Here is a 15,586-nt window from a genome sequence, read left to right on the forward strand (position 1 = left end):
CCTGCGGAACGGGCGATGCCCGGGCAGGTGGCCTGCCCGGGCATCGCGTGGTGCGGGTGGTGCGTGATCAGGCGATCAGGAGATGCGGATCTTGGTGTAGAGGCCGTCCTTCTCCAGGACCTTGATCTTGGTGCCGGTGGCCGGGAGCTTGACGCCGTGGTTCGGCAGCTCCGGGTACCAGTACTGCTTGGTGTCGTCGAACAGCGGCTGCGCGGCCTGGCCACGGATGTACTGCGGCTGGCTGTTGAGGTGCAGCGTGAACGAGTCGGCCTTCTTCAGGCTGAACGGCGCGTCGTAGACCTGGACGCGGGCCCGCCAGGGCTGCCCGGTCAGGTTGTAGATCGGCCGCGGGTGCGCGTCGATGATCAGGTTGCGCCCCTCACCCGGGTGCTCGAACGTGTCGTTGTCCGCCCACCGGGTGTTCCAGTAGGAGATCAGCAGACCCTCCTGGTACGCGTAGTGGTCCACGTAGTCCGGGCGGGTGTTCGAGTAACCGAAGAAGTACGGGCCGGTCTTCAGGTACTTGTCGTACGAGGTGTACTGCCGGGTGCCCGCGATGTAGTAGTTGTCGAACTCCCGGGTGTAGGTCTCCTCGGCGACCTCGAAGCCACCGGCGAGCGTCCAACCGGCGGCGCCGGACTCGGCACCGTCGGAGAGGACGGTCTGGCCGTCGGCGGTCACGGTGACGGCGTCACCGTAGAAGCCGCCCTCGGAGACACCGCCGTCGGTCTGGTAGCGCAGCCGGAACTGCGCGACCTTGCCCGCCGCCGCGTCCATGGGGATATTGATGTCGGCCCACTCGCCGTTGCTGCTGCCGTCCAGGGCCGGACGTCCGGGCGAGATCTCCGGGAGGGGCTGGCCGTTGATCGTGCCCGGCAGCGCCGTCCAGGTCTGGCCGCCGTCGAGCGACGCCTCGAAGAACAGGTAGTCGTACCCGGCCTCGATGTCGTAGCGGCCCTTCATCGACAGCGACGCCGACGACTTCCCGGTGAAGTCCAGGGTCCGGGTCATCGTGCTGTTGAGGTCGTCCTCGTTGCCGGAGAAGAACTGCTTGGTGCCCTCGAACGGCTTGCCGTTGTCGAAGCTGTACTCCCGCTTCGGGAGCACCACCACGACGCCCTGGGCCTCGTCGGTGTTGTATTCCTGCGGGCCGAGCTTCAGGGTGCGCTGCTGCCCCGCGACGACCACCTCGTAGTCGAGCCAGCCGAGCTGGAGCTTGTTCCACGCGCCCAGGTCGCCGCCGCGGTCGCCGATGCCGGGGTCGGTCTTGGCGCCGAGCCGGCTCTGGGCCATCAGGGTCCAGTGCTCGTTGTTGTTGTCCCCACCGTTGACGACGTTGTAGTCGTCCGGCAGACCGAGGTCGTGGCCGTACTCGTGGTAGAAGACGCTCCGGCCGCCGTTCTCCGGCTGGATGGTGTAGTCACCGATCCAGATGCCGGTGTTGCCGATCTGGGTGCCGCCGGCCGGGAAGTTGACCGGGCCGGTCGAACCCTGGTCGGACGCGAAGGCGTACCAGCGGTGGCTCCAGATGGCGTCCTCGCCCTGGTACGGGTCGCCGTCGGCCTCGTCGCCGCCGGAGTGGACGATCTGGAAGTGGTCGATGTAGCCGTCCGACTCGTTGAAGTTGCCGTCCGAGTCGTGGTCGTACCGGTCCCACTGGTCCATCGCCTTGACGTCCGCGGCGATCTGGGCGTCGGTGCGGCCGGCGGCCTTCTGGTCGGCGACCCACTGGTTGGCGGCGTCCCGGACCAGTTCCCAGGTGTTGGTGCAGGTGTTGTCGTCGCACGGGTAGCCGCCGGAGCGGCCGTAGCGGGCCTCGTTGTACCTGACCTTCACCCAGTCGGTGACCGTGCCGTCGACGCTGTAGCGGCCCGAGGACTGCGCCTCGTAGTACTGCTTCAGCGACTCGTCACCGGGGTTGGTGCCGAAGTAGAGCTTGCGGTAGTGGTCGGCGTTGTAGTCCGCCTGCCACACCGTGGAGTTGTCCACCGCCCGGTTGGGGGCGGGGATCTCGTTGTGCAGCGGCCCGTCGAACCGGGTCGGACCCGCCGTGGTCGGGTCGGTGTCCTGGTCCGGGTAGCTCGGGTGCCGCTCGTTGCCGAACTCGGCGAGGATGACGAAGATCCGGTCGGTCTGCTCGCGGGCGAGCTCGACGTACTGGTCCTCCATCTGGCTGGCGGCGCCGGCCCGGGTCGAGCGGGCGGTGGCCCCCTCGGCCTGGGTCTTGCCGACCTTGACGACCGTGCTGCCGTTGATCTTCTGCGCCTTGGCCCGGCCGGAGAGGACGTCGCTCAGGCCCTCCTGGCGCAGGGCGCGACGCTTGTCCTCGAGCGGGTTCGGCAGGTCGTGGTCGACATGGGCGGGCTCGGTGACCGACGGAGCGGCCGTCGGCAACTTCGGCTGCGGCGCGGCGCTGGCGGATGTGCCGACCGCCAGTCCCGTCGCCGTCAGCGAAAGCCCGAGCAGACCCACTGCGACTTTGCGCACGTGGTACCTCCGGTGTGAGGGAACCGGCCCAACGGGGGTACGGGCCGGTGGAGATCGATCCCACTAGTGGGACCAATGGTGAACATAGACACTCGTGTGACCCCTGGGAAGATGCGCACGTCTATTTGTTGCAAAGTTTTGTTGGGAATGCTTTTCACCGTCACATCCCAGCCGTTCATCAACCGTCATGAGCAGGGCATAGGGTCCCCGATGGGGCGGAAGAGATCGTTCTCGATCGGACCGGGTCACGTACGCGAAAAGTGGGGCCGGTGGCGTCACCGCCACCGGCCCCACGGGTAACCCGATTGTCAGTTGCTGACCTTCACGACCATGTCGTCGGTCGGGTTGGTGCCCTGCTGCAGGATCTCGATCCGGGTGCCGGAACCGGCCAGCTTCACCGAGTTCCACGGGTTGCCGGACGTCCAGTACTTGTTCGCCCCGCTGTCGAAGAACACCGGGTTCGGGTCGAGCGCCGGGAGCGTGACCGGGACACCGTTGAGGTGGAAGGTCTGCGCCGGCTTGGCGTACAGGCTGAACGTGGCGTCGAAGCCGTTGCGGCGGTTGGTGATGGTGCCCTGACCACCGACGTTGATCTTGTTCGGCCGGACGTCCACCGGGAGGTTCAGGCCGTAGCCCGGGTGCTCCGAGGTGTTGTTGTCGCCGTACGCGTAGTTCACGTACCAGACCAGCATGCCGGGCTGGACCGAGAACCGCTCCACCCAGTTCGGGCGGGTGTTGTTGAACCCGTAGTTGTACCCGCCGGTCCGCAGGGTGTCGTCGTAACCGAAGTAGGAACGGTTCTCCGCGATGTAGAAGCGGGGGTACGTGTCGGTCACCGAGCCGCCCATCCGGGTGAAGCCCTTGGCGGTCCACTCGGCGGCCAGCGTCTCGGCGTCGTCGGTCCAGGCGACGGCGCCGCCCTTGACCAGCGACACGTTGTCCAGGAACGCGCCGGCGAGGTGCACGCCGCCGTCGGTCTGGTAGCGGTAGCGGAACTGCACGGTCTGCCCGGCGTACGCGGACAGGTCGTAGGCCAGGTCCACCCAGGCGCCGCTGGTCGAGCCGTCGACCCCGGTCTCACCGGCGTCGATCGACGAGTTGCCCAGCGGGGTCCAGGTGGCGCCACCGTTGGTCGACACCTCGGCGTATAGGTAGTCGTAGTCCTCTTCGATGTCGTACCAGGCCTTCGCGGTGATCGACGCGGACGTCGCACCGGTCAGGTCGAGTTGGCGGGTCAGCGTGGTGTTCAGGTCGTCCGCGCTGCCGCCCCACCACTCGTACGACCCGCCGAACGGCGTGTTGTAGCTGGTGGTCTGGGTCTGCGCCGGCAGGTTGACGACGACGGCCTGGGCCTTCGGCCCGTCGCTGTCGCCGGCCGGGCCGAGCGTGACCCGGGTGGTGCCGCTGTTCTCCTCGACCACCGAGTAGTTCAGCCAGCCCAGGAACAGCTTCGACCACGGGTCCATGTAGCCCGGGGTCGACCCGATGTCGTCCGTGCCGTGGCTCAGCCACGAACCGGAGGACATCAGGCTCCAGAAGCCCACGCCGTTGTCGCCGCCGGCGGTGTCGTAGAGGTCCGGCAGACCGAGGTCGTGGCCGTACTCGTGGGCGAACACGCCCAGACCGCCGTTCTCCGGCTCCGTGGTGTAGTCCCGGATCCACATGCCGGTGTCGCCGATCTGGACACCACCGGCCTTGTTCTCGCCCGGGCCGGCGCTGCCGGCCAGGTTCGGGAACGCCGCCCAGCGGTGCGACCAGATGGCGTCCTCGCCCTGGGCGCCGCCGCCGGCCTCCTCGCCCTCGCCCGCGTGCACCGCCTGGAAGTGGTCGATGTAGCCGTCGGGCTCGTTGAAGTCGCCGTCGCCGTCGAAGTCGTACCGGTCCCAGATGTCGAACTGGGCCAGGTACTGCTTGATCTGCTCCGGCGTCTTGCCGGCCGCGACCTGGGACTCGTACCAGGCCGTCGCGGTGTCCTTGACGAAGTTCCAGTACCCGTCGGCCTCGGAGATGGCGTTGCTGCCGTACCGGGCCTCGTTGTACGGAACCTGCACCCAGTCGGTGACGTCGCCGTTGACGGTGTAGCGCCCGCCGGACTGCTTCAGGTAGAAGTCCCGCATCGACTCACCCGGACCGAACATCATGTCCTGGTAGTGCGCCCGGTTGAAGTCCGGCCGCCACAGCGTGCTGTTGTCGTCGGTCGAGCCGCCGTCCCAGTTGCGGTCGGGCTCGGCGATCTGGTTGCGCAGCGGACCAGCGGTCCCACCGGTCCGGGGGTCGGTCTGGTCACCGAACTCGACCAGCATCGTGAAGATGGGGTCGGTCTTCGGCGCCTGCTGGTACTCGACGAACAGGTCGTCCTTGACCTGGATGACCTTCGAGCCGTTGCGCGTCTGAAGCTTGGCCTTGCCGGAGAGCAGGTCGGCGATGGCCTTCTTCCGGAGCTCCCGCTGCTGATCCGACTTCGGATCGGGGAGGTTGTCCCTGCCGTGCTTCGCCTTGTCGGAACCGGGGGCCGGGTCCGCGGCCGGTGCGCCGGAGGCCGGCGCCGACACGACTCCCGCCGCCAGCAGCGCGGCCGCGGCCGAGGCCAGGCCGGCTGTGACTCGTCTCCTCAAAGGTCCTCCTCCTTTGTGGATCTGTTACATGACGAGCGCGGCCGAAGCCACGGCTGTCATGTGATGCGCCACTCACCCTGGCAGAGGGGGCGTGCGCTTGTCACGGGTCAAATACCTGGTGGGAATGCGGCCGCCGACCTGCATATACGCATAAATGCCGACCAAATGGCGCGTTGAACCGACATCGGTTCACGTTACGTTTTGGCCACGATCACCTTGAGTGACCGGAGTTATGAAGTCCCCTTCGGGGAGCGCCCGGGGGCCGGAAATCGTCACAGAGGCCGGTCGGCGTAAATCGTGGACCACACGACGAGCGGGGCCCGCCCGGAGCAGTGTGCTCCGGACGGGCCCCGCCGTGTGTCCCGTCGACCGACCCTCGGGTCAGTTCGTCGCCGGGGTCACGTACACCGTGGCGTACGAGTTGTCCTTCGCGGTGTGCTTGATGGTGATGGTGACGCCGTAGGACACGCCCTGGTCACCGGGGTTGCCGGTGCCCAGCACGATGGCGCCGCCGCCCAGGACGGCCCCGTAGTAGGCCGGCGCCGGCGTACCGTCCGGGTTGGTGACCCGGGTCGTGTACGGCGCGTTGCCCCTCGACGGGATGACGACCGAGGCGTCGCTGTCCCGGGCGTACGCCGAGCCGTCGCGGATCTCGATGCCCGGGTACCAGCCCTTGGCGTCCGTGAAGGCCGGCACCGCCGGCTGCGCGGGGAAGTTCGTGCAGTACTCGCTGTACGGCTCGTCCTCCGCCTCCAGGCACTCCCGGAAGGGGTACGTGGGGTTGAGCGAGAAGGCCGCGTTGGCGGACTGCGGCCGGCTGGGCAGGTTGTCCAGCACCGACGGGTCCTTGACGGCCGCCTCACCCTTGCGGCGGAACGGGTCGAAGTGCGAGTCGACGATCAGCAGACCACCCTTGGCGCCGTAGCTCGGCAGCGAGGTCAGCTGTCCGGTGACGTGGTTGACGTCGCCGAGCGCGGTGTCCCGGTACCAGACCAGCATGCCCGGGGCGTTGTAGGAGACCTTGTCGACCTTCCACGCCTCGTGCGAGTACACCGTGTCGTAGGTGTACTTCAGGCCGTTGTCGAAGCCGTCGAAGTTGCGCCACTCCGCCAGGTAGTAGTGCGCCTGGGTCGAGGTGCCGCTGTCGATGCGCCAGCCCGGGCCGGTGGTGTCGACGAAGGTGCCGCCGGTCGCGGTCCAGCCGTTGGTGCCGCTCTCGACGTCGTCGCTCCAGGTGGTGGCGCCGCCGCCGGTCACCGAGAAGTCGTCGGCGAACCAGCCGCGCTCCGCGAACGCCTCGTCGGTGGCGTAGCGGAGCCGGACCTGCACGGTCTGCCCGGCGAACGCCGACAGGTCGACGTAGTCGTGCCGCCAGCCGTTGGTGCTGCCGGTGAGGCCGTACTTCTTGTTGCCGAAGTCCACCATCCGGCCGTTCGGGTCGGCGTAGCCGTCGTTGGTGGTGACGAGCTTGCCGGTCGAGTCGTAGACCTTCTGCTCGGCCCAGGTGGCGCCGCCGTCGGTCGAGACCTCGAGGAAGCCGTAGTCCCAGTCGGCCTCGATGACGAAGTTGTTCCACATCCAGAACTTCGCGTCGGCCGCCGTGGGCACGGCCACCTGGCGGGCGATCTTGACATCCGCCCAGTCCTGGTCGGCGCCGGTGTACCACATCTTCTCGCCGCTGTGCGGCGTGGCCAGGGTGATCACCTTGTTCGGCAGGTTGATCTTGATGCCGTCCTTGGTGCCGACCGGGGTCCGCGAGGTCTGACCCAGCTGCACGGAGCGCGGGTCGGCGCCGGGCGCGAGGGTCAGCGGGTCGGCCCAGCCGAGCACCCACTTGTCCCACAGGCCCATGTGCGTCGGCAGCGCCTGGAAGATCTCACCCGAGTGCGAGCCCGAGGCCATCAGGTCCCAGAAGTCGACGTCCGAGTCGGCGTTGCCCGAGGTGTCGTAGAGGTCCGGCAGGCCCAGGTCGTGACCGAACTCGTGGGCGAACACACCGACGCCGGCGTCCTCCGGCTGCACGATGTAGTTCGACACCTGCAGGTTGGTGCCGGGGATGGTGTAGCCGCCGGCGATCGACGACGAGTGCGCCCAGACGGCGTAGATGCCCTCGGCGCCGCCGCCGCGGGACTTGCCCTGGCCGGCGTGCACCAGCACCAGGTGGTCGATCACGCCGTCCGGCTCGAAGACGTTGCCGTCACCGTCGCGGTCGCCCTGGTCCTCGATGTCGTAGTCGGCCCACGGGAAGTTCGGGTCCATCTGCGCGAGGGTGGCGATCGCGTCGGTGGCCAGCCGGCCCGCGCCCTGCGGGTTGTCCGGGTGCCCGTTCATCGCCTGCTCGCGGCCGGCGACCCAGTTGCCGTTCTCGTCCTGGAAGCAGCGGGAGGCTGCGTACCAGCCCTCGGAGTGCGGCACCTTGATCCACGGGCTGGCCTGCCCGTCGACCGTGTACGCGCCCTTGGACATCTCCAGGTACATGTTGTGCATGGTCCGGCCGGCCAGGCTGATGCCCGGCTTGCCGTCCGGCCCGGTCAGGTCCGGGCGGACCCGCTCGGTGATGCCCTCCTTGGTGTAGAGCATCTTGTCGTAGTGCGTGGGCGAGAAGTCCGGCACCCACATCGAGTTGTTGTCCTCGCGAGGCAGGGACGCCGGGTTGGGGATGTTGTTGTGCAGGGGTCCGTTCTGGACGGTGCCGGGGACACAGCTCCGGTCCTCGAAGACCGTCTTGGGGACCATGACGTCGGTGAAGTCGTCGTTGGCCTGGTCGTTGAACTCCACCAGCAGGGTGAGCAGCTTCGCCGTCTGGGTGCCCTCGGCCTGCTTGATCTGCCGCGGGCTCTTGCCCGTCTTGATCGCCTCGGCCTCGGTCCTGGCGAGTTCCCGCGCCGTGACCGGGTTGCCGCGGGCGAACTTGCGGTCGTAGGCCCGCGCCTGTTCGACCGCCGGGGCGTAGACACCACCCTTGCCCTTGACCTCGCGGCCGGTGCTGTCCGGCTGGACGGCCGGCTCGGAGTAGTTGATGTAGTACTCGTCCGCCCCGATGACGGCTCGGGCGGGGCCGGACTCTGCCGCCGCCGAGCTGCCAGTCACGGTCAGTGACGTGGCCGCCAGGGCGATGGCGGGCAGCGCGACGAGTAGGCGTCGACGCGACCCGGGTTGCGGATTTCTGTTCATGCCGCTCCATTTCTCGGGCATGGGGAGGGAGGGAGCCGGACGGTTTCTGATCGATGTGACGTCCATCGAACCGACTCGGCCTGCGTGAACCTAAATCAGAAATCAGGCGAAGGACAGGGGTCCACACCCGCCTGTGTCCGTTCAGCTTCTCCCGGTTCCCCCGACCGACTGATGTGACAGGGCACCTCCGGTCCGTCGTGTACCCGTAAGAAATGACGATGGGTGACGGTCCGCGCGGGACCGCCACCCATCGGGTCGTACGCCTGCCGTCAGTCCTCGTCGGACTTGCCACCGCCGATGCCGGACGAGATCAGGTCCATCACGGACGAGTCCTGGAGCGTGGTGACGTCGCCGAGCGACCGGTTCTCGGCCACGTCCCGCAGCAGGCGGCGCATGATCTTGCCGGAGCGGGTCTTCGGCAGTTCGGGCACCAGCATGATCTGCCGCGGCTTGGCGATCGGGCCGAGGGTCTTCGCCACGTGGTTGCGCAGGTCGGCGATGAGCTTCTCGCCCGCCTCGCCGGAGGTCTCCGTGGCACCGCGCGGGATGGCGAACGCGACGATGGCCTGACCGGTGGTCGGGTCGGTCGCGCCGACCACCGCCGCCTCGGCCACCGACGGGTGCGAGACCAGCGCCGACTCGACCTCGGTGGTGGAGATGTTGTGCCCGGACACCAGCATCACGTCGTCGACCCGGCCGAGCAGCCAGATGTGCCCGTCGTCGTCCCGCTTCGCGCCGTCCCCGGCGAAATACATGCCCTCGAACCGCGACCAGTACGTCTCGATGAACCGGTTGTCGTCGCCCCAGATCGTGCGCAGCATCGACGGCCACGGCTCGCGCAGCACCAGGTAGCCACCGCCGCCGTTCGGCACGGACTGGCCCTGGTCGTCCACCACGTCGGCGCTGATCCCCGGCAGCGGCGTCATCGCGGAGCCGGGCTTGGTCTCCGTCACGCCCGGCAGCGGCGAGATCATGACGGACCCGGTCTCGGTCTGCCACCAGGTGTCCACGATGGGCAGCTCACCGCGGCCGACGTGCTGCCTGTACCACATCCACGCCTCGGGGTTGATCGGCTCGCCCACGCTGCCGAGCAGCCGCAGCGAGGAGAGGTCGTAGCCGGCGGGGATGTCCTCGCCCCACTTCATCATCGTGCGGATCAGCGTCGGGGCGGTGTAGAGGATGCTGACCTTGTACTTGTCGACGATCTCCCAGAACCGGCCCTTGTGCGGGGTGTCCGGGGTGCCCTCGTACATCACCTGCGTGGCGCCGTTGGAGAGCGGGCCGTAGACGATGTAGGAGTGCCCGGTGACCCAGCCGATGTCGGCGGTGCACCAGTAGACGTCGGTCTCCGGCTTGAGGTCGAAGACCGCGTGCGTCGTGTACGCCGTCTGGGTGAGGTAGCCGCCGGTGGTGTGCAGGATGCCCTTCGGGCGGGCCGTCGTGCCGCTGGTGTAGAGAATGAACAGCGGGTGCTCGGCGTCGAACGGCTGCGCGGCGTGCTCGGCCGGGGCGGTCTCCACCGTCTCGTGCCACCAGTGGTCCTTGGCCGACCAGGCGACCTCCTCGCCGGTGCGCCGCACGACCAGCACGTGCTCGATCGACGGGCAGTTGGCCACCGCCTCGTCCACGGTCGGCTTCAGCGCGGACGGCTTGCCCCGGCGGAAGCCGCCGTCGGCGGTGATCACCACCTTGGCGCTGGCGTCCTGGATCCGGTTGGTCAGCGCGTCGGCGGAGAACCCGCCGAAGACCACGCTGTGCGTCGCGCCGATGCGGGCGCAGGCCAGCATCGCGACCGCCGCCTCCGGGATCATCGGCAGGTAGATCGCCACCCGGTCGCCTGCGGTGACGCCCAGATCGGTCAGCGCGTTCGCCGCCTGGCAGGTCAGCCTGTGCAGTTCCGCGTACGTGATGGTGCGGGTGTCGCCCGGCTCGCCCTCCCAGTGGATGGCGACCCTGTCGCCCAGGCCGGCCTCGACGTGCCGGTCCAGGCAGTTGTACGCCACGTTGAGCTGCCCGCCGACGAACCACTTCGCGAACGGCGGGTTCGACCAGTCGAGCACCTGGTCCCACTGCCGCGCCCACGTCAGCCGCCCGGCCTGCCGCTCCCAGAACGCCAGCCGGTCGGCGTCGGCCTCCGCGTACGCGTCTGCGGTGACGTTGGCGTTCGCGGCGAGTTCGGCCGGCGGCGGGAACTGGCGTGTCTCGTTCAGCAGATTGGCCAATGCCTCGCTCATGCCGTGCTCCCTCGTCGTTCGGGGTGACCTGCGTCTCCCGCACGAGGTTAGTCGGGACACCCCGTCGTCCGACTGCCGGTCCGGCCAACTCGCGCCGAGCGGCCCCCGCCGCGCGCCGGACGGCCACCCGGATGCCAAAAGGGGCACCTTGTCGGCGCCTTCCGTCGAGGAAGGGCCCTTCGCCACCACAATCGGGGGGTGGCGGCGGTCGCTCCCCGGCGGCTCGTCGGCGGATCGCGTCGCGCAGTCGATAGCGTGACGGGGTGACCGCTGACCCGCTCGCCCCGCTGCTCGCGCTCGCCGACATCGCTCCCGCCGTCGAGCGGGCCCGCGAGCGGTTCGACCAGGCGCTCGGGCACCGCGCGCTGCGCCGCCACGGCGGCCAGGTCGCGGCCGAGGTCAGCCTCCGGTCCGCGGTCGCCAGCGCCGCCCTCGAGGGGTACGCCCACGAGCGCGAGGCCGTCCGCGCCGGAACCGTGACCGAGCCGGTGGTCCAGGGCGCGCTGCGGGTCGCCGGGGCGCTGCCCGGGCTGAGCGAACTCTGGCCGAAGGCGCCCCGGCAGGCGCTGGCCAAGCTGCACGTGCTCGCCGCCCGGGACGTGGTGACCGAGGCCGAGCTGGGCCGGCCCGTGGCCGACCCGGTGGTCGCCGCGCGGCTGGACGGGCTGGCCGGGCTCGTCGCCGGCGGCACGAAGGTCTCCCCGCTGGTGCTGGCCGCCGTCGTGCACGGCGAGCTGCTGAACCTGCGCCCCTTCGCCGGACCGTCCGGGGTGGTGGCCCGCGGCGCCGCCCGGCTGGTGCTGCTGTCCAGCGGGCTCGACCCGCGCGGCCTGCTCGCCGTCGACGTCGGCCACCGCGAGCGCGAGCCCGAGTACGTCGGCGCGGCCGGCGCGTTCGCCACCGGCACCCCGGACGGCCTGCGCTCCTGGCTGCGGCACTACATGTCGGCCGTGGAGGTCGGCGCCGACCAGCTCACCACGATCGGCGACGAGATCCTCGCCGCCGCCTGACCCGCCCTGTCGGGATCGCTTCGGCCTGGATCGCTTCGGTCCGGGTCGCTTCGGCCTGGGTCGTTTCGGTCCGGGTCGCTTCGGTCCGGGTCGTTTCGGTTCGGGTCGCTTCGGTCCGGTCGCTTCGGCCCGGATCCGGTCAGGCGGGAGCGGGGGTGGCGCGGGTGCGGCGGTGACGGCCGTACCAGGCGATGCCGATGGCCACGCCGACGCCCACGCCCAGCGCCGCCGCGGCGACCGGGACGGCCGGGCGCTCCCGCAGCCGCCGGCCCAGCGGGATCGGGTGCCGGAACTCCAGCACCGGCCAGGAGTTCTCGACCGCGAGCCTGCGCAGCTGCCGGTCCGGGTTGACCACCGAGGGGTGGCCGACGCACTCCAGCAGCGGCCGGTCGCTGTACGAGTCGGAGTAGGCGTACGAGTCGGCCAGGTCGTACCCGCGCCGGGCGGCCAACTCGCTGACCGCCTCGACCTTGCTCGGGCCGGCCGCGTAGAACTCCACCTCGCCGCTGTAGCGGCCGTCCACCACGCCCATCCGGGTGGCGATCACGTCGGTGACCCCCAGCAGCGCGCCGATCGGCCGGACCATCTCCTCGCCGGAGGCGGAGACCAGCACGACGTCCCGGCCGGCCGCCTGGTGCTCCTCGATCAGGGCGGCGGCCTCGGCGTACACGTAGGGATTGATCAGCTCGTGCAGCGTCTCCGCGACGATCTGGCGGACCTGCTCCACCTGCCAGCCCTTGCAGAGCGTGGCGAGATAGTCCCGGGTCTTGGCCATGGTCTGCTCGTCGGTGCCGCCCAGCCGGAACATCAGCTGCGCGTACGCCGACTTGACCACGTCACGCCGGGTGATCAGGCCGTCCCGGTAGAACGGCCGACCGAACGCCAGGGCGCTCGACTTGGCGATGACGGTCTTGTCCAGATCGAAGAAAGCGGCACTTCGGCCCACGGCGCGCAAGTCTAGCCGGATGGTCTATGGTCGGCGGGTGCCCGGGGTCCGATGACCCCTCGGACTTGCGGGCAGACCCCATCACCCTCGCTCATCGTGACGCTCGTCACACTCTGCGAAGTTTAATTTGCAGGGAGTGGAGGTGACACCACTCGACGTATACAGGTCCGCTCAGGCAGACTGGTCGGCACGACGAGCGTTCATATCTCGCACAACACACAGGCCCTCGGCGGTTGCACCCCCCGTGACCGCTGAGTGGGTTCGGCTCGACCCCCCCGGAGCCGAACCTCCCGACGACCCCCGTCTCCCCCCGACGGGGGTCGTCCCTTTCCGGAGTGGGCGCTCCACCGCAGCTCACAGGCCGTCTCTGTCCTCGCCGAGGCCGCGCTCGGAGGGCGAATCCTCGGCCGGAGGCAGCAGAGAGGCAGCAGAGCTGTCGAAGGCCGCCAAGATCCGGGCGGCGTAGTCCGTCCGGGTGTGCGTATAACGATTCAGCGTCGTGGACGCCTGCTTGTGGCCGATGACCCGCTGCACCAGGTTGATCGGGCCGGTGTTGACGACCTGGCCGAGCAGGCCGATGCACACCGGGATCTGGCAGGGGTGGCCCGCCGTGCTCGCGGCGGGGACCAGCGAGGGCAGCCAGACCCGGCGGCGGAAGATCGACCGGCGCAGGGGGCACCCGACCCGGTCACGGACGACGAGCGTGCGCGGGTCTAGGTCCCCGGCCTCGGTGCGCAGCTGGCGCAGCGCGGCCAACAGGAAACCCGGAAGCGGCACGGTCCGCACGCCAGCGCGACTCTTCGGGTACGGATGGAACAGGATGCCGCCGTGGGTCTCCGCGGTGATCTGGACCGCGCGCAGCAGAGCGCGATGGCGGGCCAGGCGGGCGGCCCGCTCCCCGGGCGGCGGGTCAACGGCAGGTAGTGAGGATGGCGAACTACCCCTGGGCATGCAGCCACTACCTCGGGCTCGCTCCGTCCGGTCCGCCGGGCGAGGATGTGGAGGTTCGCGTGCCGTGTGCCGTACCAGGACGGTCAGGGTGATCGTTGGTGGCCACCCATGAACCGTTTTGCCGCGAGCTGCGGATAACAGGTGATGCTTCCCTGCTCCGCGAGAGGCCTTGCGTGAAAGAACTCAGACCAACGTCGGACGCCGATGTCGGTGCGGTGACGGACGTAGTGATCATCGAGCGCTCCGTGCGGGACCCGGAGACCTTCTCGACGATCTTCGACCGACACGCGCCGCACATCCACCGTTACCTGGCACGTCGCCTTGGTGTGCCGGCTGCGGACGATCTGGTTGCGGAGACGTTCCTCGCGGCGTTCCGCCGCCGGGACCGCTTCGACACCACCTATCCGAACGCGCGGCCGTGGCTGTACGGGATCGCCACCAAAATCGTTGGCCAGCACCGGCGAAATGAGGAGCGCGAGTACCGGCTGCGGCAGGCGTACGTCCCCGCGACGAGCGAGGCATCGCATGCCAACCGGGTCGCCACCGTGGTGACGGCGCAATCACTACGCCGGCCCCTCCTCGAGGCGCTGGCCAGGCTCTCCGACGGAGATCGCGACGTGTTGTTGCTGATCGCCTGGGAGGGACTCAGATACGACGAGGTCGCCGCCGCACTGTCGATTCCGGTCGGCACCGTGCGATCACGACTCAACCGAGCCCGCAAGCTGCTCCGTGAACGGTTGGGCGGCGCACCGGCCAGCACGATCGAGGAGGTACTGAGCAATGGATGAGATGCGACTGCTCCAGCAGCTCGGCGGTGAGACCGGGCTGCCGGCAGCCGAGCGGTTGGAGCCGGCCCGCAGCCGGCTGGAGGCCGCCATGGCGGCGACGGCTGCTGAGCCTTTGCCCGCAGTGTCCACCGTGCGCCCGACGCCTTCCCGCTGGAGGCGACCGGCCTGGCGGCTGGTGCTCAGCGGGGTGGCGGCGGCGGGTCTAGCGGGGGCGATCGCTTCCGTACTGGTGCTCGTACCGGACCAGCTCGGTGGCAGCACGCCACCCGCACGGGCCGATGCCACCCAGATTCTGCAGAACGCGGCGGCCGCCGCGCTGCGGGTGCGCGATGTCGATCCCCGGCCGAACCAGTTCGTCTACACACGCCTGCAGCAGGGGCGTGATCTGCGGGAGAGCTGGACGTCGGTGGACGGAACGCGGGACGGTCTGGTTATCGAGACCTCTGCCGCCGGCCGCACGGAGATAGTCGTTCCCGGCTGCCGGAATGGGCGGGCGGTGGTGTTGAAGGGGGGCCGGGTGGTTCCGGGCGAGACCGAGCGGTGCACCCCAGCACCCGCCTACCGCGCCGACCTGCCCACCGACGCCGCCGCGATGCGGGCCTTCCTGGCCGAGAATGCCAAGGGGGAACCGGGCGACGCCAATGCCGCCGGCAAGGAGATCCTCTACTACCTCACCGACAGCTACCTACGCCCCCGGACCCTGGCGGCGCTCTATGAGGCTGCGGCGACGATGCCGGACCTGCAAGCCGTGAAGCCCGTCAAGGACGCCGCGGGCCGGCCGGGCATCGGGATCACCTGGCCATCGACGCACGGCTCGGGCGAAATCGTGCTCGTCTTCCACCCCGAGACCTACACCTTTCTCGGCGTGGGCGGGCCGGCAGGCGGATCGGCGGTGTTGGCCCTCGCCATCGTTGACCGAGTCGGCCAGAGGACCTGACATCCGTCCCAGCGGCCAGCCGCCTCCCATGCATGAACTGTCCAGCCACTGGATCCGGATAACGGATGACGCTCTTCTGTGAGAGGCCTACCATGCGATTCCTGCGACGGCGGACGACGAATGTCGGCGGCGGTGCATTGACAGATGCCGAAATCATCGCTTGGTCCGAGGAGGATCCCGAGATCTTCTCGACGATCATCGACCGGCACGCGCGGCGCATCCATCGTCACCTAGCGCGACGCTTCGGTGTGTCGGCCGCAGACGAACTTGTCGCGGAGACATTCGTCGCGGCGTTTCGTCTTCGGAATCGGTTCGACATCACCCAGTCCGACGCTCGACCCTGGCTTGACGGGCTCGCCACTGACCTGGCCAACCAGCACCGGGCGGCAAGGCAGACCTAAAACTCTGGGTAGTTGGCGGCCGGTGCGAGGTGGGCGGGGCTCA

The 15,586-nt window shown here is 69.3% G+C and carries 10 protein-coding genes; 4 read left to right on the top strand and 6 right to left on the bottom strand.

What is annotated here, in order from left to right; genetic code table 11:
* Positions 1-75 precede the first annotated feature (75 nt).
* The 4 genes from ACGF5G_RS00705 to acs form a co-directional block, all read right to left on the bottom strand.
* Positions 76-2,472, bottom strand: coding sequence for an immune inhibitor A domain-containing protein (locus ACGF5G_RS00705; RefSeq protein ID WP_393259163.1), 2,397 nt, complete (start codon positions 2,470-2,472; stop codon positions 76-78).
* Positions 2,473-2,795: 323 nt separating this feature from the next.
* The gene (locus ACGF5G_RS00710) at positions 2,796-5,102 is read right to left on the bottom strand and encodes an immune inhibitor A domain-containing protein (RefSeq protein WP_393257531.1); all 2,307 of its coding nucleotides are present in this window, start codon (positions 5,100-5,102) and stop codon (positions 2,796-2,798) included.
* A gap of 381 nt (positions 5,103-5,483) precedes the next feature.
* Positions 5,484-8,276 (bottom strand): immune inhibitor A domain-containing protein, encoded by a 2,793-nt coding sequence (locus ACGF5G_RS00715; RefSeq protein ID WP_393257533.1) that lies wholly within the window; start codon positions 8,274-8,276, stop codon positions 5,484-5,486.
* 269 nt (positions 8,277-8,545) lie between these two features.
* A complete protein-coding gene (gene acs / locus ACGF5G_RS00720; protein ID WP_393257535.1) occupies positions 8,546-10,510 on the bottom strand; it encodes an acetate--CoA ligase in 1,965 nt (654 codons plus the stop codon).
* Between the two features lie 263 nt (positions 10,511-10,773).
* Between acs and ACGF5G_RS00725 the strand changes: the two genes are divergently transcribed.
* The gene (locus ACGF5G_RS00725) at positions 10,774-11,520 is read left to right on the top strand and encodes an oxidoreductase (protein WP_393257537.1); all 747 of its coding nucleotides are present in this window, start codon (positions 10,774-10,776) and stop codon (positions 11,518-11,520) included.
* Between the two features lie 139 nt (positions 11,521-11,659).
* On the opposite strand, the gene ACGF5G_RS00730 is transcribed toward ACGF5G_RS00725, so the two are convergent.
* Both ACGF5G_RS00730 and ACGF5G_RS00735 read right to left on the bottom strand, forming a co-directional pair.
* Positions 11,660-12,475 carry an HAD-IB family hydrolase gene (locus tag ACGF5G_RS00730; RefSeq protein ID WP_357452503.1) on the bottom strand — a complete coding sequence of 272 codons (816 nt, stop codon included), beginning with the start codon at positions 12,473-12,475 and terminating at the stop codon, positions 11,660-11,662.
* Positions 12,476-12,820: 345 nt separating this feature from the next.
* Positions 12,821-13,417 (bottom strand): hypothetical protein, encoded by a 597-nt coding sequence (locus ACGF5G_RS00735; protein WP_393257540.1) that lies wholly within the window; start codon positions 13,415-13,417, stop codon positions 12,821-12,823.
* A 98-nt stretch (positions 13,418-13,515) separates the two neighbouring features.
* On the opposite strand from ACGF5G_RS00735, the gene ACGF5G_RS00740 reads away from it, so the two are divergent.
* The 3 genes from ACGF5G_RS00740 (at position 13,516) to ACGF5G_RS00750 (ending at position 15,543) form a co-directional block, all read left to right on the top strand.
* The gene (locus tag ACGF5G_RS00740; protein ID WP_393257542.1) at positions 13,516-14,205 is read left to right on the top strand and encodes an RNA polymerase sigma factor; all 690 of its coding nucleotides are present in this window, start codon (positions 13,516-13,518) and stop codon (positions 14,203-14,205) included.
* Entirely contained in the window at positions 14,198-15,142 is a 945-nt protein-coding gene (locus ACGF5G_RS00745) for a CU044_5270 family protein (RefSeq protein ID WP_393257544.1), read from the top strand. Before ACGF5G_RS00740 ends, ACGF5G_RS00745 begins: the two co-directional genes overlap by 8 nt.
* A 92-nt stretch (positions 15,143-15,234) precedes the next feature.
* The gene (locus ACGF5G_RS00750) at positions 15,235-15,543 is read left to right on the top strand and encodes an RNA polymerase sigma factor (protein WP_393257546.1); all 309 of its coding nucleotides are present in this window, start codon (positions 15,235-15,237) and stop codon (positions 15,541-15,543) included.
* Positions 15,544-15,586: the final 43 nt, after the last annotated feature.

Source organism: Micromonospora sp. NPDC047730 (assembly GCF_043204765.1).
Classification (GTDB): domain Bacteria; phylum Actinomycetota; class Actinomycetes; order Mycobacteriales; family Micromonosporaceae; genus Micromonospora.

Coding starts and splice junctions, on each gene's coding strand:
- ACGF5G_RS00715 (WP_393257533.1), bottom strand. CDS start 8,276: ATGAACAGAAATCCGCAACCCGGGTCGCGTCGACGCCTACTCGTCGCG.
- acs (WP_393257535.1), bottom strand. CDS start 10,510: ATGAGCGAGGCATTGGCCAATCTGCTGAACGAGACACGCCAGTTCCCG.
- ACGF5G_RS00735 (WP_393257540.1), bottom strand. CDS start 13,417: ATGCCCAGGGGTAGTTCGCCATCCTCACTACCTGCCGTTGACCCGCCG.
- ACGF5G_RS00745 (WP_393257544.1), top strand. CDS start 14,198: ATGGATGAGATGCGACTGCTCCAGCAGCTCGGCGGTGAGACCGGGCTG.
- ACGF5G_RS00750 (WP_393257546.1), top strand. CDS start 15,235: ATGCGATTCCTGCGACGGCGGACGACGAATGTCGGCGGCGGTGCATTG.